Genomic DNA, 18,716 nt, shown 5'->3' on the forward strand with positions numbered 1-18,716 from the left:
ACGCATGTTTAGTTGTACGAGATAATCATTCGATTTTGTCGGTACTAGCGTGAGCAAAAAGCATAACGCGTCGAGATAGAGCGATCAAAGTAGACACTTCCTAAACAGTGGGACTGCCGAGCGAACCCTCTAACCGGCTCGTTACGCCTGTTCGTCACTTTTGTGGCATGGTACGTGCTCCGACGCGTTACTTACCGGAGACTCGTGATGTCCGCCCTGTACGTCGTCGTTTTCCTCCTGCTGGCCGGCACGCTCACCTTCCTTCAAGCGCCCTCGCTCGCCTGGCTCGTCGGGCTTGCGATCTGGGTGGCCGCCGGTCCGCTCGTCGGCGTGACGGGCACCGTGGGCGTCGCGCTGCTCGCGATCGCCTTTGTCATTCCCGCACTCGCGATCGCCATCACACCGTTGCGTCGCGCGCTCGTCAGCCGCCACGCGTTCGCCGCGTTTCGCAAGATCCTGCCGGAGATGTCGTCGACGGAACGCGACGCCATCGAAGCCGGCACCGTGTGGTGGGACGCCGAACTCTTCTCGGGTCGGCCACGATGGGACAACCTGCTCGCGCACGGCGCGCCGAAGCTGACACAGGAAGAACAAGGGTTCATCGACAATGAATGCGCGCGCCTGTGCGATCTGTCGAACGACTGGGACACGACTGCCGTCTGGCAGGATTTATCGCCGCAAGCGTGGGCCTACGTCAAGGAACAGGGCTTCCTCGGGATGATCATTCCGAAGCGCTACGGCGGCAAAGCGTTCTCTGCGTATGCGCACTCGCAGGTCATCATGAAACTCGCGACGCATTCTTCGGCGGCGGCCGTCTCGGTGATGGTGCCCAATTCGCTCGGCCCTGCCGAATTGCTGCTGCACTACGGCACCGAAGAGCAGAAGAATCACTATCTGCCACGTCTCGCGCGCGGCGATGAAATTCCGTGCTTCGCGCTCACCAGCCCGTATGCCGGATCGGACGCCGCGGCGATCCCCGATGTCGGCATCGCGTGTCGTGGAACGCACGAAGGCCGCGAAACGCTCGGCTTTCGCGTCACGTGGGACAAGCGCTACATCACGCTCGGGCCGATCGCGACCGTGCTCGGCCTCGCCTTTCGCGCACTCGATCCCGATCATCTGCTCGGCGACGACGATGCACCCGGCATCACCTGCGCGCTCATTCCGACGAGCCATCCCGGCGTGAACATCGGACGGCGTCATTGGCCGCTCAATGCCGTGTTTCAGAACGGCCCGAACTGGGGCAAGGACGTGTTCATCCCGATGGACTGGGTCATCGGCGGACGAGCGCAAGTGGGCAATGGCTGGCGCATGCTGATGGAATGCCTCGCGGCCGGGCGCGCCATCTCGCTGCCTTCGTCGAATGTCGGCATGGCGAAGCTCGCCGTGCGCGGCACCGGCGCGTATGCGGCCGCGCGCCGCCAGTTCCGCACGTCGATCGGTCGCTTCGAAGGGATTCAGGAAGCGCTCGGGCGCATGGGCGGGAATGTGTACGTGATGGACGCGGCGCGCCGCCTGTCCGCGCAGGCTGTCGATCTCGGCGAGAAGCCCTCGGTCATCTCGGCGATCGCGAAGTATCACATCACGGAACGCGCGCGAAAGGTGATCAACGACGGCATGGATGTCGTCGCGGGCAAGGGCATCTGCATGGGGCCGTCGAACTTTCTGGCGCGCGCGTATCAGCAGATGCCGATCTCGATCACCGTCGAAGGCGCCAACATCCTGACGCGCTGCCTCATCATCTTCGGACAGGGCGCGATCCGTTGCCATCCCTATGTGCTGAAGGAAATGACCGCCACGCGCGAGAACGATCTGCGCGCATTCGACGCCGCGTTCTTCGGACATGCGGGCTTTCTGGCATCGAACGCGATGCGCAGTTTCGTGTACGCATTCGGCGGCGGCGCGATCGGCGCGAAGCCCGCGCGCGCCGACGCGCGTCTCGTGCCCTACTACCGCGCCGCCACCCGCCTGTCGAGCGCCTTTGCGCTGTTCGCCGACGTGTCGATGCTCGCGCTCGGCGGCGAGCTCAAGCGCCGCGAGCGGCTTTCGGCGCGCCTCGGCGACATCCTCTCGCAGCTGTATCTGCTTTCCGCGACGCTCAAGCGTTTCGAGGACGATGGCCGTCCCGAGAGCGATCTGCCGCTCGTGCGCTGGGGCGCGGAAGACGCGCTGCATCAGGCGCGCGCCGCGTTCGAAGGCTTGCTCGCGAACTATCCGAACCGCGCGGCGGCGGCGTTCCTGCGCGTCGTCGCGTTCCCGTTCGGCCTGCCGCACGCACCGAGCGCCGACGTGCTCGGCAACGACATCGCAATGCTGATGCAGACGCCCGGCGATGCCCGCGAGCGTCTCGTCGCCGGCTCGCACGTTTCGGCATTCGAATCCGATCCGATCGCGCGCGGCGAGAAGCTGCTCGCGCTCACGCCCGCCGTCGCGGCGCTGGAAGCGCGTCTGCGCGATGCGGTCAAAGCGGGCCAGACCGCCCCGCTGCCACAAAGCCCGCAAGACATCGGAGCGTGGGCGCAAACCGCTGCGGCGCGCGGTCTCATCGACGAAAACGAGCGCGCGCTGCTGATCGAATGGGCCGATCATGCGCGCGAAGCGGTGAAAGTCGATGATTTTTCCGCAGACTTCGGTATCCTCGAAGCATTGCAAAAGCGCAGCGCGGCGCTCGAGCAGCAATTGCCCGCAACGATTGCCTGAAGAGGCAGCCCACAAGGCACCGCCGCGCGCGCCCGACGACCGATCGCCAATCGATGAAAGACCGCTATCTCGACTTCGTCAATTCGCCCTTCGGCACGAGCATCGCACGCTCGCTCGGCCTGCCGCGTCCCGAGGTGTTGCGCCGGCATCGCGCGGACCATGCCGAATTCGGCGGCATGGCCGCCATCGGCGCGGGGCCGTCGCCGGCACTGTTCGACGATCTGATGGGCGTGCTCTCCGCCATCGGCATGACGGGTATCGCGCACGAGAGCGCGTCCGGCTGGCTGCCCGTCGCCGCGCGGCACGGCGCGATGAGCGGCCGCTTCGAGCCGCGCGCACGCGACGCGTCCGCGAGCGATCGTGTCGAGGCGCTGATCTTCGATGCGACCGGCATCGACGAAAGCGCGCAACTCCATGCGCTCTACGCGTTCTTCCACGATGCGCTGCGCTCGCTCGCGAAAAACGGTCGCATCGTCGTCATCGGGCGGCCGCCCGGCACGCGCTCGGGCGCGCCGGCCGCCACCGCGCAGCACGCGCTCGAAGGCATGGTCCGCTCGCTCGGCAAGGAAGCGCGCAACGGCATCACGTCGAACCTGCTGCGCGTGGCCGAGGGCGCGGACATCGAATCGGCGCTGCGCTTTTTCCTGTCGCCACGCTCGGCGTATGTATCGGGCCAGGTCGTGACCATCGATGCGCCCTCCGCCGCGCCGGAAAGCTGGGCGAAACCGCTCGCGGGCAAGCGCGCGCTCGTGACGGGCGCGGCGCGCGGCATCGGCGCATCGATCGCGACGGTGCTGGCCGAGCGCGGCGCGATCGTCACCGGGCTCGATGTCGACGCCGCGCGCGACACGCTCGACCAGACCATGCTCGCGATCGAAGACGCGTCGCCTTCCGGCGGCGCGCACGCGGCGCTCGTCGCGGATATCGCCGCGCCGGACGCGCCCGGTGAGATCGCCGCGGCGCTCGGCGCATCGGGCGGCATCGATATCGTCGTGCACAATGCGGGCATCACGCGCGACAAGACCATCGCGCGCATGACCGGCGAAATGTGGGACAGCGTGATCGACATCAATCTGCTCGCGCAGGAGCGCATCGACGCCGCGCTGCTCGCGCAGAACGTGCTGCGCGCGGACGGCCGCATCGTCGCCGTGTCATCGATCAGCGGCATCGCGGGCAATCGCGGGCAAACCAACTACGCGACATCGAAGGCCGGCGTGATCGGCCGCGTGCACGCGATGGCGCCCGTGCTGCGCGCGCGCGGCATCACGATCAACGCGGTCGCGCCCGGCTTCATCGAAACGCATATGACCGCGCGCATGCCCTTCGGCGTGCGCGAGGCCGGCAGACGGCTCAATTCGATGGGACAAGGCGGCTTGCCCGTCGACGTCGCCGAGACCGTCGCGTGGCTCGCGAGTCCGGGCAGCGCGGGCATCACGGGCAATGTGGTGCGCGTGTGCGGTCAGAGCCTGATCGGCGCGTGAGGAGACGAGACGCATGCACGCACCGACCATGCCGCGCGCCCGCACCGTCGTCGTCGACACGTTGCCGCCGCCCGCGAAGCTCTACGGCCGCGCGTTGCCCGCGCTCTTCAGACGCGCGCGTGCCCCCGAGTTGCCCGCGCTCAGGCTCGTGCGCCCCAATGTCAGGCTCGACGCCGAGCAGGTCGGCCGTTATGCGCGCGTGTGCGGATTCATCCCCGAGCATGGCGTGCCGCTCACGTTTCCGCACGTGCTCGCGTTCCCCTTGCATCTGATGATGCTCACCGATCCGTCGTTTCCGTGGTCCGCGCTCGGCGTCGTGCATCTGGCCAATACCGTGCGGCTGAGGCGTCCGCTCGCGGCGGGACAGGACTTGCGCATCGAGGTCGAATGCGGGCCGCTCATGCCGCATCAGAAGGGACAGGCGTTCACGCTGCACACGCGCATCTACCGGCGCGGCGAGGCGGTGTGGGACGGCGACAGCGTGTATCTGAAGCGCGGCGCGCGCAGCGAGAGCGCCGCGCCGTCGATCGAAATCGCCGCTGCCGCCGATGCGCGCGTGCCGCTTCTCGCACGCGAGGCGCGCTGGCAGCTTCCGCCGCAACTCGGGCGCGACTACGCGAAGGCATCGGGCGATTTCAACCCGATCCATCTGCACATGCTGAGCGCGAAAGCGTTCGGCTTTCCACGCGCGATCGCGCACGGCATGTGGACGCTCGCGCGCACGCTCGCGGCGCTGCATCCGGTCAAGGCGCTCGCTTCCGGCCATGCGCACGGCGATTTCAAAACGCCTCTTTATATTCCCGGCGACGCGACGCTCTGGACCGCGGCGCCCTCGCCCACCGCGCGCGATTTCGAAGTGCGCGATCTCGCGGGTGACCGGCCGCACCTGCGCGGTCATTTCGAATGGGAGCTGCCATGAGCGAAGCGCGTCGTGTCGCGGTAATCGGCAGCAACCGCATTCCGTTCGCGCGCTCGAACACGGCCTACGCGAGCGCGTCGAATCAGGACATGCTGAGCTTCACGCTGCAAGGACTCGTCGATCGCTTCGATCTGCACGGCATGCGCCTCGGCGAAGTGGCGGCGGGCGCGGTGATCAAGCATTCGCGCGACTTCAATCTGACGCGCGAAGCCGCGCTCTCCACGACGCTCGCGAAGGAAACACCCGCCTACGACGTGCAACAGGCCTGCGGCACCGGCCTCGAAACAGCGATTCTGGTCGCGAACAAGATCGCGCTCGGGCAGCTCGACGTGGGCATCGCCGGTGGCGTCGATACGGCGTCCGACGCGCCGATCGCGGTGAACGAGCGCATGCGCAAGATCCTGCTCGAAGCGAATCGCGGCCGCTCGGCGGGGCAACGCGTCGGCGCGCTCGCGAAGCTGCGGCCCGGCATGTTCTTCAGGCCGCTGCTGCCGCGCAACGTGGAACCTCGCACCGGTCTCTCGATGGGCGAGCATTGCGAACTGATGGCCAAACGCTGGAAGATCTCGCGCGAAGCGCAGGACGCGCTCGCGCAGGAGAGTCATCGCAAGCTCGCGGCGGCGTATGGGCGCGGCTTCTTCAACGATCTGATGACGCCATACAAAGGGCTTGCGCGCGACAACACGCTGCGCCCCGATGTATCGCTCGACCAGTTGTCGCAATTGAAGCCCGTCTTCGATCGCGACGCGGGCACGCTCACGGCGGGCAACTCGACGCCGCTCACCGATGGCGCATCGGCCGTGCTGCTCGCGTCCGAGCAATGGGCCGCCGAGCGCGGACTGCCGGTGCAGGCGTTCCTGACGTGGTCCGCGACCGCCGCCGTCGATTTCTTCGACCAGCGCGAAGGCCTGCTGATGGCGCCCGCCTACGCGGTGCCGTCGATGCTCGCGCGCGCCGGACTCGCATTGCAGGACTTCGATTTCTACGAAATCCACGAAGCATTCGCGGCGCAAGTGCTGTGCACGCTCGCCGCATGGGAAGACGATGAATACTGCCGCACCGCGCTTCGCCTCGACGCGCCGCCCGGTTCGATCGACCGGGCGCGCCTGAACGTGAACGGCAGCTCGCTCGCGACGGGACATCCGTTCGCCGCGACGGGCGGGCGCATCGTCGGCACACTGGCGAAGATGCTCGCGAACGCGCCCGCACGCGGCGACGGCAAGCCGCTGCGCGGACTGATCTCGATCTGCGCGGCAGGCGGCCAAGGGGTCGTCGCGATACTGGAGCGGTGAGCAGCAGAAGCAAGCAATAAGGCGCGTCTGTCGACGAACACGAGTTGCGCCAAGGGAGACACCCCATGAGCCCGGGACAGGCAATGCCGCGCGGGGCTTCGGAGCCGCACGCGACCGACGGCATCTGGTACGCGTCGTATCCGCCCGATGTCGCGCGCGAGATCGATCCTTCGCGGTATCGCTCGCTCGCGCATTTCTTCGACGAATGCGTCGAGCGGTTTGCCGATCACGTCGCGTTCGTGAGCCTCGGCTCGGAGATGAAGTTCGCGACGCTCGGCGAGAAGGCGCACGCGTTCGCCTCGTATCTGCAGGGCATCGGTGTGAAGCCCGGCGATCGCGTCGCGCTGATGATGCCCAATACGCTCGTCTATCCCGTCACGCTCTTCGGCACGCTGCTCGCGGGCGCGATCGTCGTCAACGTGAATCCGCTCTATACCGTGCGCGAGCTCGGCCAGCAGTTGACGGATAGCGGCGCACAGACGGTCGTCGTGTTCGAGAACTTCGCCAGAACCGTGCAGGACGCGCAGCCGGGATCGCGCGTGCGCAACATCGTCGTGACCGCGCTCGGCGATCTGCTCGGTCATGGACTCAATGTCAAAGGCCGCGCGATCGACCTGATTCTGCGTCACGTGAAGAAGCAGGTCCCCGCCTACGTGCTGCCCGATGCGCTGCGCCTGCCGCAAGCCCTCGCGCGCGGCGCGCGGCGAAAGTTCGAGCCGGTCAGGATCGGCCACGGCGATATCGCGTTCATTCAGTACACCGGCGGCACGACGGGCGTCGCGAAAGGCGCGATGCTCACGCACCGCAATGTGATCGCCAATCTGCTGCAGGCGCTCGCGTGGGCGGGCGGGCGGCTCGTCGACGGCGCGGAGACCGTCGTCACGCCGTTGCCGCTTTATCACATCTATTCGCTCACGGTCAACGCGCTCGCGTTTCTCGCGATCGGCGCGCGCAATGTGCTGATCGTCAATCCGCGCGATATCGACGGACTCATGCGCGCGCTGCGTCACGAGAACTTCACGGCGATCACCGCGCTCAACACGCTCTACAGCGCGCTCATGGACAACGACGCGTTCCGCCAGCGCGACTTCTCCTCGCTCAAGCTCGCGATGGCGGGCGGCATGGCGACTCAGCGCGTGATCGCGGAGCGCTTCAGGGCGATGACCGGCCAGACGCTCGTCGAAGGCTACGGTCTCACCGAATGTTCGCCGCTCGTGGCCGCGACGCCGCTCGATGAACACGGCGCGAGCGAATTCGACGGAACCATCGGTGTGCCGGTGCCGTCGACGCTCGTGCGCCTGCGTCGCGAGGACGGCGCGTGGGCGAACGTCGGCGAAGCGGGCGAGCTTTGCGTGCAAGGACCGCAGGTGATGAAAGGCTACTGGAACCGTCCCGAGGAGACGGCGAAAGCCATCGACGCGAACGGCTGGCTCGCGACCGGCGACATCGGCGTGATGGATGCGCGCGGCATCATCCGGCTCATCGATCGCAAGAAGGACATGATGATCGTGTCGGGCTTCAACGTGTATCCGAACGAAATCGAGGACGTGCTCGCGGCGCATCCCAAAGTGCGCGCGGTCGCGGCCGTCGGCGTGCCCGATCCGCTGACGGGGGAGCGCGTGAAGGCTTTCGTCGTGCGTCGCGATGACTCGCTCACGGTGGAAGAACTGCTGAAGTTCGCCCGTTTACACCTGACCGGTTACAAGGTGCCTCACTACGTCGAGTTCCGCGACGCACTGCCGCTCACGACGGTCGGCAAGGTGCTCAGGCGCGAATTGCGCGACGCCGGATCGAAACCGCAGGATTGACTCTCGGAGAGACTCATGCCGCGCATGCGACGCCGACGTGCTTCCGACTTGCGGCTCGCTTGCGCGGGCCTCTTGTGTCTCGCGCTGGCGCTGGCGCCCGTGGGCGCACGCGCCGATGAACCCGAGCAAGCCGCGCGCATCGGCAATCTCGGCGTCGAGCAGCAAGTGCAATGGCTGTCGCAAGCGGCGGCGAACGGCGCGCTCGCGAAGCTCGACGACGCACAACTGGTCGCTCTCTTTCGTTCGCTCGACACGCGAGCGCTGCCGCGATACTTGCAGGATGGCCTGCGCGAGTTCGATTCGTACGAGTTCACGATGCGCCGGCGCGAACGCATCAAGGGCAAGTGGCCGAAGCGCGCGGATCACATGCTCGTGCGCGTCACGCGCGATCCGCTGCGCATCTATGCGAAATGGCTGCTGGACGGCGCGCACGCGGGCCAGGAAGTCATTTATGACGATTCCACGCGGCCCGACCAGCTCTACGGTCATCTCGGCGGCTTTCTCGGCGTCGTGCCGATGTGGGCATCGGTGAACGGCGCGCTCGCCCGCGCGCAGTCGAATCATTCGATTCGCGAGCTCGGCATCGATGCCATTACGCAGCGCTTTATCGACGAGGGGCACAAGTTCGCCGAAGCCGGCATCACGAAGCCGTCGAATATCGAGGTGAAGACCGTCGACGGACTGCGCGTGGTCGCGCTTACCTATGAGACGACGGAAGGGCAACCCACCTTCTACGCGAAAAAAGAAGTGCTCGGGCTCGATCTGGAACGTCCGGTTTTCCGCACGCTGGAGTCGTACGACAACGACGGCGAAATTTTCGAAAGCGTTGTGTTCGAGCGCATCGAAGCCAAACGCTTCGACGATCTGACGTTCGATCCGAAAAATCCCGACTATCGCTTCTGATCGAAACTGCATTGAAACGGTATTGAAACGCCCGCTGAATTCGCGACACGCGGCGTAACAACTGGCCGCATGCCGCGGCGCATATTTTAAGTTTCGCCTAAGAGTCGGCCGATAACCTGCCCGCACTCCATCGACATCAAGGTTCGCGCGCAGGCCACGTCAGGCCGAAAGCGCCGCACATCGTCATGCAAACCTGAGGACATCCTTCATGAACCTCCGCCGTCCGGCTTCCGCCCCCGTGCGAGCCATCAAAAAGCTTCTGAGCCATCACGAAATCGCCACGCTGCTGTTGCTGTTGCACGCGCCCATCGACGTGATGGCGGCCACGCCGGACGTCGCCTCGCTGCGGGAGTATGGCTATGTCGAGATCGTGTCGCCGGAAATGGGCGGACCGGAAGTGCGCCTGACCGAAGACGGTAACGCGGTCCTGCGTGGCCTCGGCGTCAAGTAAGGCTCCGTAACGCACGGTCAGCGGACGCCCGCAAGCGCGAACTCTGTAATAATCGGTCGATACTTTTCATCATCGACCAAGGAGTGATTCGCGATGTCCGCCCTCTCACCCATCGTGCAACGTGTGCTCATCACCAACGACGACGGCATCGACGCCCCCGGCCTCGCCGTGCTCGAAGCGGTCGCCGCCGAACTCGCGCACGAAGTCTGGGTCATCGCGCCCGAGCATGACCAGAGCGGCACGTCGCATTCCATCAGCCTGCATTCGCCGCTGCGCATTTCGCGTCAGGGCGAGCGGCGCTATGGCGTGCAAGGCACGCCCGGCGACTGCGTCGTGATGGCCGCGCGTCACATCATGAAAGAGGCGCCGCCGACGCTCGTGCTGTCCGGCATCAACCGCGGAGCGAACCTCGGCGTCGAAACCATGTTCTCCGGCACCGTCGGCGCGGCGATGACGGGCCTGCTGCTCGGCCTGCCGTCAATTGCGCTCAGCCAGGCCTTCACCGACCGCGAGAACGTGCGCTGGGATACGGCGCGCGCGCTGGCGCCGGGCGTGATCCGGCAGTTGCTCGCGATCTCCCACGACGCGCCCACATGCCTGAACGTCAATTTCCCCGATTGCGACGCGTCCGCCGCGGGACCGCTCACCGTGACGCGGCAAGGCGTGGGGCTCGTGGAAGGCATCGACGTGATGCCGCTCGTCGATCCGCGCGGCATTGACTATCACTGGCTGCGCTTCCAGCGCGGCCCGCGCCCGAATTCCCCCGATAGCGAAACGGCGGTGGTCGCCTCCGGCCGCGTTTCCGTCACGCCGCTGCATTTCGATCGCACCGACGAGCGCACTTTCGCCACGCTCGAAGCGGGTCTGAAGCGCGAAGTCTGATCGTCCGAGGGTCCGGTTGTCGGTCCACGCGTCTAGAACGTTTCTTCACAGACGCTACGAGGGCTTTCTCGTATGCTCGACCGTTCATGACAAGGAGATGACATGACCCGTTTCATCGGCCGGCGCGGCGCGCGCCTGACGCTCGGCGCGCTGTGCGCCACCTTCGCCGCGAGCGTATTCGCGCAGGCGGCGACGCCCGTCGGCACCTGGCAGACCATCGACGATCAGACCGGCAAGGCGAAAGCGATCATCCAGATCGTCGACGACGGCAGTGGCCAGTTGTCCGGCAAGGTCGTGCGCGGCATCGGCGAATTCGATCATCCCGACAAACGCTGCACGGCCTGCACCGACGATCGCAAGGACCAGTTGATCAAGGGCATGACGATCATCACCGGAATGCGGCAGGACGGCGATGCGTGGGACGGCGGCCGGATTCTCGATCCCGAGAGCGGCAAGCTCTACAAGTGCAAGATGAAGCTCGAGGACGGCGGGCAGAAGCTCGTCGTGCGCGGGTATCTCGGCGTGTCGCTGCTGGGGCGCTCGCAGACGTGGGTACGCCAACAGTAAGCACAACGGACGTTATCCAAAAAGGACAAAGCCGGTCGAAGACATAGGTCTTCGACCGGCTTTGCTTGTTTCGCGCGTGTTCGACGAACTTACGCGGCGCGACGCTGATGCACCTCGTCCGCTTGCGCATCGGCAGGCAAGTCGTCCTGGGTATCGAGCTTGAGTTCCGCCGGCACGCGCATGCGCGATGTCATCAACGCATAAAGCGATTCTCCCGCCGGCCCGAACAACTGCGTCATCACACGCAGCAGCACGCCCGACTCGTGCCACGCCTTGAAGCGCCGGTGGCACGTCTGATACGACGGATATTTGCGCGGCAGCGTGGACCACGACGCGCCGCTGTACATCACCCAGAGCACACCGTTGAGCACGGCGCGGGTATTGGCGAGCGGCCGGCCCCGCAGCTCCGAACGCGGACGCAGTTCGGGAAGCAGCGGTGCGACCATCTGCCATTCTTCATCGGTCATGTCGCGGTAGGGCTTCACGGTATATTCTCCAATTTACTGACTGATAACCGGTATCGACGATACCGAGTACCCGATAGTCGGCAAATCGGAGTGATCCGAATCTTGAAAAGGCCGCAAAGCCTTATGCAGATTGGCTAGCCGCAGATTTTTGATACTCGTTTTAGGTCAGCGAAATATCGGTGACGCGACGCGGCGCTTCGAGATATTCCTTCGACTGCATCTCGACGATCCGCGACACCGTGCGCGCGAACTCGTTGGCCATCGGTCCTTCCACGTAGAGCGCTTCGGCGGGCACGGCCGCTGACATCAGCAGCTTCACCTTGTGGTCGTAGAACACGTCGATGAGCCACGTGAAGCGGCGTGCTTCGGACGCCATGCGCGGCGTCATTTGCGGCACATCCGACAGGATCACCGCGTGAAAGCGATTCGCCAGTTCGAGATAGTCGTTCTGCGAGCGCGGGCCGCCGCACAGCGTCGCGAAATCGAACCACACGACGCCGTCGGCACGGCGCAGCGCCTTGATCTCACGCTTTTCGATGTGCAGGATCGGAGTTTCGTCGGGCACGGCCGCGAGCTTTGCGAAGTCCGCGCGCAGTGCCTCGCTCGCCGCCGCGCCGAGCGGCGTGTGATACGCCTTCACCTGCGACAGCGTGCGCTTGCGGTAGTCGGTGCCGGCGTCGACGTTGAGCACGTCGAGATGCTGCTTGATGAGCTCGATCGCGGGCAGCAGACGATCGCGATGCAGCCCTTCCGGATACAGCGTGTCGGGCTCGTAATTGGAGGTCATCACGAACTGCACGCCGGCCTTGAAGAGGCGGTCGAGCAGGCGATAGAGAATCATCGCGTCGGCGATATCGGAGACGTGGAACTCGTCGAAGCAGATCAGCCTGTAACGCTTCGCTATGCGTTTCGCGAGTTCGTCGAGCGGATCGGCCTGCCCTTTCAGCTCTTCCAGTTCGCGATGCACTTCCCGCATGAATTCGTGGAAATGCAGACGTGTCTTGCGCTGCACCGGCACGACGGCGTAGAAGCTGTCCATCAGGAAGCTCTTGCCGCGCCCGACGCCGCCCCACATGTAGACACCGCGCGGCAAGTCCGGATGCACGAGAAACTTCTTGAGCGCGTTGGAGCGGCGCGCCTTGTAGGCGACCCATTCCTCGTAGCAGCGCTGCAGACGCGCGACCGCCGCGAGCTGCGCCTCGTCCGATTGATAACCCCGCGTGCGCAGTTCGTTTTCGTAGTATTCGGTGACGTTCATCTTCTGCCGTTTTGAAGTGACGAAGGCGAGCGGTTTGATCCGCTCGCCTTCGTTTAGCGATGCCTGATGCCCGAAGTCGAGCGTACTTACATGTTCAACGCGCGCTTGTCGACGGCCAGCGCCGCTTCACGCATCACTTCCGACAGCGACGGATGCGGATGGCAAATGCGGCCGATATCTTCCGACGCCGCCTTGAACTCCATCGCGACGACCGCTTCCGCGATCAGATCCGATGCGTCCGCAGCGATCACGTGCACGCCGAGAATCTCGTCGGTCTTCGCGTCCGCGATCATCTTGACGAAGCCTTCCGCCTTGCCGATACCGAGCGCGCGGCCGTTCGCCATCATCGGGAACTGGCCGGTCTTGATCTCGCGGCCTTCGGCCTTGAGCTGCTGCTCGGTCTTGCCGACCCACGCGATTTCCGGTTCCGTGTAGATGACCCACGGCACGCAGTTGTAGTCGATATGCGGCTTCTGGCCGTCGATGATTTCCGCCACCGCCACGCCTTCGTCTTCCGCCTTGTGGGCGAGCATCGGGCCGCGAACGACGTCGCCGATCGCGTAGACGTTCGGCACGCTCGTCGCGCAATGATCGTCCACGTCGATGAAGCCGCGCTCGTTGGCCTTCAGGCCGATCGCTTCGAGACCGAGGTTATCGGTATTCGGCACGCGTCCGATCGACACGATCAGGCGATCCGCTTCGAGCGTCTGCGCGTTGCCCGCGTTGTCCGTGTATGCGATCGACACGCCCCCTTCGTTGCCCTGCGACGTCTTCACTTCGCCGATCTTCACGCCGAGGTGAATGTCGAGACCTTGCTTCTTGAACTGCTTCGCGGCTTCCTTCGCGAGCGATTCGTCAGCGGCGCCGAGGAATTGCGGCAGCGCTTCGAGCACGGTCACTTCCGCACCGAGACGGCGCCAAACCGAGCCGAGCTCCAGACCGATCACGCCCGCGCCGATCACGGCGAGTTTCTTCGGCACGGAGTCGAACGACAGCGCGCCTTCGTTGTCGGCGATCAGCTTGTTGTCGACCGGAATGTTCGGCAGATGACGCGCCTTCGAACCCGTCGCGATGATCACGTTCTTCGCCGTGACAACCTCGGCTTCGCCTTCGCCCGACACTTCGATCTGCACGCCGGCGGCGTTCTTGCCGGTGAACTTGCCGTGACCCTTGAGCCACGTGATCTTGTTCTTGCGGAACAGGAACTCGATGCCCTTGGTCATCTTCTCGACGATGCCATCTTTACGCGCCAGCATCTTCGACACATCGAGCTTCACGTCCGACACGCTGATGCCGTGATCGGCCAGATGCTTCGACGCATTCTCGAATTCCTCCGACGACGCCAGCAGCGCCTTCGACGGAATGCAACCCACGTTCAGGCACGTGCCGCCGAGCTTCAATGCGCCAGCCGGGTTCTTCCACTTCTCGATACACGCAACCGTCTTGCCGAGCTGCGCTGCGCGAATCGCCGCGATATAGCCGCCAGGGCCCGCGCCGATCACGACGACATCAAATTCCTTGGACATGACTTTCCTTTGATCTGTCTCCGCTCATGCGGAGGAGCCTCGAATGGTGCGCGCGAGCCTATCGCGCGCACCGAGGCGAAGTGCTTTTCTTACAGGTCCAGCAGCAGACGGGCCGGATCTTCCAGCGCGTCCTTCATCGCGACCAGCGACAGCACGGCTTCGCGGCCGTCGATGATGCGGTGGTCGTACGACAGCGCGAGGTAGTTCATCGGACGGATCACGATCTGGCCGTTTTCCACGACCGCGCGTTCCTTCGTCGCGTGCACGCCGAGAATCGCGGACTGCGGCGGGTTGATGATCGGCGTCGACAGCATGGAGCCGAACACGCCGCCGTTCGAGATCGAGAACGTGCCGCCCGTCATTTCTTCGATCGACAGCTTGCCGTCCTTCGCCTTCTGGCCGAACTCGGCGATCTTCTTCTCGATGTCGGCGAGGCTCATCTGGTCTGCGTTGCGCAGGATCGGCACCACCAGACCGCGCGGCGAACCGACCGCGATACCGATGTCGAAGTAGCCGTGGTAGACGATGTCGTTGCCGTCGATCGACGCGTTCACCAGCGGGAACTTCTTCAGCGCGTGCACGGCCGCCTTCACGAAGAACGACATGAAGCCGAGCTTCACGCCGTGTTCCTTCTCGAAGCGGTCCTTGTACTTGTTGCGCAGATCCATGACCGGCGCCATGTTGACTTCGTTGAACGTCGTCAGGATGGCGTTGGTTTGCTGCGACTCGAGCAGACGCTCGGCGATACGCGCGCGCAGACGCGACATCGGCACGCGTTGTTCCGGGCGATCCTTGAGCCACTGGTCCGCCGATGCAGGCGCGCTGACTTGCGGCAGCGACGGCTTCGCGGCGCGCGCGGGCGCGGCGGCGGGCGCCGGTGCGGCAGCCTTGGCGGCCGGTGCGCCGGCTTGCGCGGCGAGTGCGTCGCCCTTCGTGATGCGGCCGTCGCGGCCCGAACCCGAAACCTGATCGGCCGACACCCCCTTCTCGGCCAGGATCTTCGTCGCGGCCGGCGATGCCGCGCCGCCCGTCGATGCCTGCGCGGCAACCGGAGCCGCGGTGGCGGCAGCGGGTTCCGCGACCGGCGCCGGCTTCACTTCGGCGTCGCCGGCGGCGGCGACAGCGGCAGGCGCTTCGCCCGCTTTCGCTTCGGTGTCGATCTTCGCGATGAGTTCGTCGGCGGTGACGATGTCGCCATCGTGCTTGATGACTTGCGCCAGCACGCCAGCCGACGGCGCCGGCACTTCGAGCACGACCTTGTCGGTTTCGATTTCGATGAGGATTTCGTCCTGGGCGACAGCCTCACCCGGCTTCTTCTTCCATTGCAGCATGGTCGCTTCCGAGACCGACTCGGAAAGCTGGGGAACCTTGACTTCTACGATAGCCATTTCTGTATTTTCCTGATGCGTGTCTTTTGAGTTCGAGCGTCGAAGCCGGGGAACGTGTTCACCCGGCTTCGTTCAAGCAGCGATTACTTCGCGATGACCTGCGCGCCCTTCAGGCGGCCAAACGCGCCTTCCACGAGCGCTTTCTGCTGCTCGTAGTGCTTCGCGTAGTAGCCGACGGCCGGCGATGCCGAAGCGGGACGGCCGCTGTAGGCCAGCTTCATGCCTTCGCGCATGCCTTCGCGCAGATGGTGCTCGACGTAGAACCAGGCGCCCTGGTTCTGCGGCTCGTCCTGCACCCAGACCACTTCCGTCGCGTTCTCGTACTTCTTGAGCTCGGCGTCGAACTGCTTGTGTGCGAACGGATACAACTGCTCGATACGCACGATGGCGACATCGTTGCCCTTCGCTTCACGGCGATGCGCGACGATGTCGTAGTAGACACGGCCCGAGCACACGATCACGCGCTTGACCTTCTTCGGCTCGATCGCTTCGTCGACTTCGCCGATGACCGGCTGGAACGAACCCTTCGACAGCTCCGACAGATCCGATACGGCTTCCTTGTGACGCAGCAGCGACTTCGGCGTGAAGATGATGAGCGGCTTGCGGAACAGGCGGATCATCTGGCGGCGCAGCAGATGGAAGACCTGCGCCGGCGTCGTCGGCTGGACGACTTGCATGTTGTGATCCGCGCACAGTTGCAGGAAGCGCTCGATACGGGCCGACGAGTGCTCCGGACCCTGACCTTCGTAGCCGTGCGGCAGCATCATCGTGAGACCGGAGACGCGGCCCCACTTCACTTCGCCCGACGAGATGAACTGGTCGATCACGACCTGCGCGCCGTTCACGAAGTCGCCGAACTGCGCTTCCCACGCGACGAACGTATTCGGCTCGGCCGTCGAATAGCCGTACTCGAAGCCGAGCACCGCTTCTTCGGACAGCACCGAGTCGATCACCGTGAACTTGGCCTGGCCTTCCGCGATGTTCTGCAGCGGAATGTAGGTGCCGTCGTTCCAGCGCTCGCGGTTCTGATCGTGCAGCACGGCATGACGGTGCGTGAACGTGCCGCGGCCCGAATCCTGGCCCGTCAGACGCACGGCGTAGCCCGATGCGACCAGCGACGCGAACGCGAGGTGCTCGCCCATGCCCCAGTCGAGCTTGGCTTCGCCCAGACCCATCGCGCGACGGTCGTTGATCACGCGCTCGACGAGCGGGTGAACCTTGAAGTTTTCGGGGATCGTCGTGATGCGCTCGGCGAGACGCTTCAGCTCTGCCAGCGGCACGGCGGTATCGGCGGCGTCAGTCCACTTGCGGTTCAGGAACGGAACCCAGTCGACCGCATACTTGCTCTTGTAGTTCGAGAGCACCGGATCGATCGTGTGATGGCCCTCGTCCATCGCCTGACGATATTCCTTGACGAAGTTGTCCGCGTCTTCGGCCGTGATCACGCCCTGCTGCACGAGCTTTTCCGCGTACACGGCGCGCGTGCCCGGGTGCTTCGCGATGGTCTTGTACATCAGCGGCTGCGTGACCGCCGGCGTGTCCTGCTCGTTGTGACCCAGCTTGCGGAAGCAGATGATGTCGACGACCACGTCCTTGTGGAACTTCATGCGGAAGTCGATCGCGAGCTGCGTCGCGAGCACCACGGCTTCGGGATCGTCGCCGTTCACGTGCAGCACCGGCGCCTCGATCATCTTGACGACGTCCGAGCAGTACAGCGTCGAGCGCGCATCGCGCGGGTCCGACGTCGTGAAGCCGATCTGGTTGTTGATGACGATGTGCAACGTGCCGTGAGTGCCGTAGCCGCGCGTCTGCGCGAGGTTCAGCGTTTCCATCACGACGCCCTGGCCCGCGAAGGCCGCGTCGCCGTGAACCTGCACCGGCAGCACTTGCAGGCCTTCTTCGTCGCCGCGGCGATCCATACGCGCCTTGGCCGAGCCTTCGACCACCGGATTCACGATTTCGAGGTGCGACGGGTTGAACGCGAGGGACAGGTGAACCGGGCCGCCTTCTGTCGCGACGTCGGACGAGAAGCCCTTGTGGTACTTCACGTCGCCGGCCGGCAGGTCATCGACGTGCTTGCCTTCGAATTCGGCGAAGAGGTCCGCCGGCATCTTGCCGAGCGTGTTGACCAGCACGTTCAGACGGCCACGGTGCGCCATGCCGATGACGATTTCCTGCACGCCGTTCTTGCCCGCGTGACGCACGACTTCGTCCATCGACGCGATGAAGCTCTCGCCGCCTTCCAGCGAGAAGCGCTTCTGGCCGACATACTTGGTGTGGAGGAAACGCTCGAGGCCCTCGGCGGCCGTCAGGCGGTTCAGGATGTGCTTCTTCTTGTCGTTCGAGAAGTTCGGCGTCGAGCGGATCGACTCGAGCTGCTCCTTCCACCAGCGCTTCTGCTCGGGATCGCTGATGTACATGAATTCGGCGCCGATCGTGCCGCAGTACGTGTCGCGCAGCGCCTTGACGATGTCGCGCAGCGATGCCTGCTCGAAACCGAAGTACAGGTTGTTCGCGTTGAACACCTGGTCCATGTCGGCTTCGGTGAAGTCGTAGAAACCGGGTTCGAGTTCGGGGATCGCGGGACGCTCGCGGCGCTTGAGCGGATCGAGATTGGCCCATTGCGTGCCAAGGAAACGATACGCGCCGATGAGAGACTGAACGTAGACTTGCTTTCGCGCGGTGGTCAGATCACCGGTGCTTTCGCGCGGCAGAAAGGCATTGGCCTTCGCGCGCTGGGCGAAGGATTCGACGATGGGGCCGTGAGCCACGTCGTTGTGAGCGGTGCCGTCGGAAGCGGGCACGTTCTGCAACGCGTCGAAATAGGCGCGCCAAGTCTCGGGCACTGACGCAGGATTATCGAGATATTGCTCGTACAACTCTTCGACGTACGGAGCATTACCGCCGAACAGATAAGAGTTCGACTGGAATTGCTTCATCATTTTACGCTCACCTTTCTTCGAGTTTCTCGAGGAAGTGCGGGTTACGAAACCTTCCGCGCCACGGCCTGACCGTTTAGCGGATTGCGCGAATCAAGTCTGCTTGGAAGGACCTAAAAAGCGACAGCTAATCGA

Annotated in this window: 14 protein-coding genes; 9 read left to right on the plus strand and 5 right to left on the minus strand. The window is 64.7% G+C overall.

The window, feature by feature from the left end; genetic code table 11:
- Window positions 1–207 precede the first annotated feature (207 nt).
- From U4Y90_RS19980 to U4Y90_RS20020, 9 genes are all read left to right on the plus strand, one after another.
- Entirely contained in the window at window positions 208–2,700 is a 2,493-nt protein-coding gene (locus U4Y90_RS19980; protein WP_321797050.1) for an acyl-CoA dehydrogenase, read from the plus strand.
- A gap of 53 nt (window positions 2,701–2,753) precedes the next feature.
- The gene (locus tag U4Y90_RS19985; protein WP_321797051.1) at window positions 2,754–4,181 is read left to right on the plus strand and encodes a 3-oxoacyl-ACP reductase; all 1,428 of its coding nucleotides are present in this window, start codon (window positions 2,754–2,756) and stop codon (window positions 4,179–4,181) included.
- A 13-nt stretch (window positions 4,182–4,194) separates the two neighbouring features.
- A complete protein-coding gene (locus U4Y90_RS19990) occupies window positions 4,195–5,100 on the plus strand; it encodes a MaoC/PaaZ C-terminal domain-containing protein (RefSeq protein WP_321797053.1) in 906 nt (301 codons plus the stop codon).
- The gene (locus U4Y90_RS19995; RefSeq protein ID WP_321797055.1) at window positions 5,097–6,392 is read left to right on the plus strand and encodes an acetyl-CoA C-acetyltransferase; all 1,296 of its coding nucleotides are present in this window, start codon (window positions 5,097–5,099) and stop codon (window positions 6,390–6,392) included. The genes U4Y90_RS19990 and U4Y90_RS19995 overlap by 4 nt, the downstream gene beginning before the upstream one ends.
- Window positions 6,393–6,457: 65 nt before the next feature.
- The gene (locus U4Y90_RS20000) at window positions 6,458–8,200 is read left to right on the plus strand and encodes an AMP-binding protein (protein WP_321797056.1); all 1,743 of its coding nucleotides are present in this window, start codon (window positions 6,458–6,460) and stop codon (window positions 8,198–8,200) included.
- Window positions 8,201–8,215: 15 nt separating this feature from the next.
- Entirely contained in the window at window positions 8,216–9,103 is an 888-nt protein-coding gene (locus U4Y90_RS20005; protein ID WP_321797057.1) for a DUF1571 domain-containing protein, read from the plus strand.
- 208 nt (window positions 9,104–9,311) lie between these two features.
- Window positions 9,312–9,554: a hypothetical protein gene (locus U4Y90_RS20010; RefSeq protein WP_321797058.1), complete on the plus strand. Its 243-nt coding sequence runs from the start codon at window positions 9,312–9,314 to the stop codon at window positions 9,552–9,554.
- Between the two features lie 93 nt (window positions 9,555–9,647).
- Window positions 9,648–10,436 carry a 5'/3'-nucleotidase SurE gene (gene surE / locus U4Y90_RS20015; protein ID WP_321797060.1) on the plus strand — a complete coding sequence of 263 codons (789 nt, stop codon included), beginning with the start codon at window positions 9,648–9,650 and terminating at the stop codon, window positions 10,434–10,436.
- 102 nt (window positions 10,437–10,538) lie between these two features.
- Window positions 10,539–11,003 carry a DUF2147 domain-containing protein gene (locus tag U4Y90_RS20020; RefSeq protein WP_321797062.1) on the plus strand — a complete coding sequence of 155 codons (465 nt, stop codon included), beginning with the start codon at window positions 10,539–10,541 and terminating at the stop codon, window positions 11,001–11,003.
- An 89-nt stretch (window positions 11,004–11,092) separates the two neighbouring features.
- Here U4Y90_RS20020 and U4Y90_RS20025 read toward each other — a convergent pair whose 3' ends face one another.
- From U4Y90_RS20025 to U4Y90_RS20045, 5 genes are all read right to left on the minus strand, one after another.
- Entirely contained in the window at window positions 11,093–11,488 is a 396-nt protein-coding gene (locus U4Y90_RS20025) for a transposase (protein WP_321797063.1), read from the minus strand.
- 142 nt (window positions 11,489–11,630) lie between these two features.
- Window positions 11,631–12,728: a cell division protein ZapE gene (gene zapE / locus U4Y90_RS20030; RefSeq protein ID WP_321797065.1), complete on the minus strand. Its 1,098-nt coding sequence runs from the start codon at window positions 12,726–12,728 to the stop codon at window positions 11,631–11,633.
- 86 nt (window positions 12,729–12,814) lie between these two features.
- Window positions 12,815–14,254, minus strand: coding sequence for a dihydrolipoyl dehydrogenase (gene lpdA, locus U4Y90_RS20035; RefSeq protein ID WP_321797067.1), 1,440 nt, complete (start codon window positions 14,252–14,254; stop codon window positions 12,815–12,817).
- 89 nt (window positions 14,255–14,343) lie between these two features.
- A complete protein-coding gene (odhB, locus tag U4Y90_RS20040) occupies window positions 14,344–15,642 on the minus strand; it encodes a 2-oxoglutarate dehydrogenase complex dihydrolipoyllysine-residue succinyltransferase (RefSeq protein ID WP_321797069.1) in 1,299 nt (432 codons plus the stop codon).
- Between the two features lie 83 nt (window positions 15,643–15,725).
- Window positions 15,726–18,584: a 2-oxoglutarate dehydrogenase E1 component gene (locus U4Y90_RS20045; protein ID WP_321797071.1), complete on the minus strand. Its 2,859-nt coding sequence runs from the start codon at window positions 18,582–18,584 to the stop codon at window positions 15,726–15,728.
- Window positions 18,585–18,716 lie beyond the last annotated feature (132 nt).

This window comes from Caballeronia sp. J97 (genome assembly GCF_905220305.1).
GTDB lineage: Bacteria > Pseudomonadota > Gammaproteobacteria > Burkholderiales > Burkholderiaceae > Caballeronia.

Bases quoted from the DNA above. Each gene is read 5' to 3' on its own strand.
- U4Y90_RS19980 (WP_321797050.1), top strand. From the start codon at position 208: ATGTCCGCCCTGTACGTCGTCGTTTTCCTCCTGCTGGCCGGCACGCTC.
- U4Y90_RS19985 (WP_321797051.1), top strand. From the start codon at position 2,754: ATGAAAGACCGCTATCTCGACTTCGTCAATTCGCCCTTCGGCACGAGC.
- U4Y90_RS19990 (WP_321797053.1), top strand. From the start codon at position 4,195: ATGCACGCACCGACCATGCCGCGCGCCCGCACCGTCGTCGTCGACACG.
- U4Y90_RS19995 (WP_321797055.1), top strand. From the start codon at position 5,097: ATGAGCGAAGCGCGTCGTGTCGCGGTAATCGGCAGCAACCGCATTCCG.
- U4Y90_RS20000 (WP_321797056.1), top strand. From the start codon at position 6,458: ATGAGCCCGGGACAGGCAATGCCGCGCGGGGCTTCGGAGCCGCACGCG.
- U4Y90_RS20005 (WP_321797057.1), top strand. From the start codon at position 8,216: ATGCCGCGCATGCGACGCCGACGTGCTTCCGACTTGCGGCTCGCTTGC.
- U4Y90_RS20010 (WP_321797058.1), top strand. From the start codon at position 9,312: ATGAACCTCCGCCGTCCGGCTTCCGCCCCCGTGCGAGCCATCAAAAAG.
- surE (WP_321797060.1), top strand. From the start codon at position 9,648: ATGTCCGCCCTCTCACCCATCGTGCAACGTGTGCTCATCACCAACGAC.
- U4Y90_RS20020 (WP_321797062.1), top strand. From the start codon at position 10,539: ATGACCCGTTTCATCGGCCGGCGCGGCGCGCGCCTGACGCTCGGCGCG.
- zapE (WP_321797065.1), bottom strand. From the start codon at position 12,728: ATGAACGTCACCGAATACTACGAAAACGAACTGCGCACGCGGGGTTAT.
- lpdA (WP_321797067.1), bottom strand. From the start codon at position 14,254: ATGTCCAAGGAATTTGATGTCGTCGTGATCGGCGCGGGCCCTGGCGGC.
- odhB (WP_321797069.1), bottom strand. From the start codon at position 15,642: ATGGCTATCGTAGAAGTCAAGGTTCCCCAGCTTTCCGAGTCGGTCTCG.
- U4Y90_RS20045 (WP_321797071.1), bottom strand. From the start codon at position 18,584: ATGATGAAGCAATTCCAGTCGAACTCTTATCTGTTCGGCGGTAATGCT.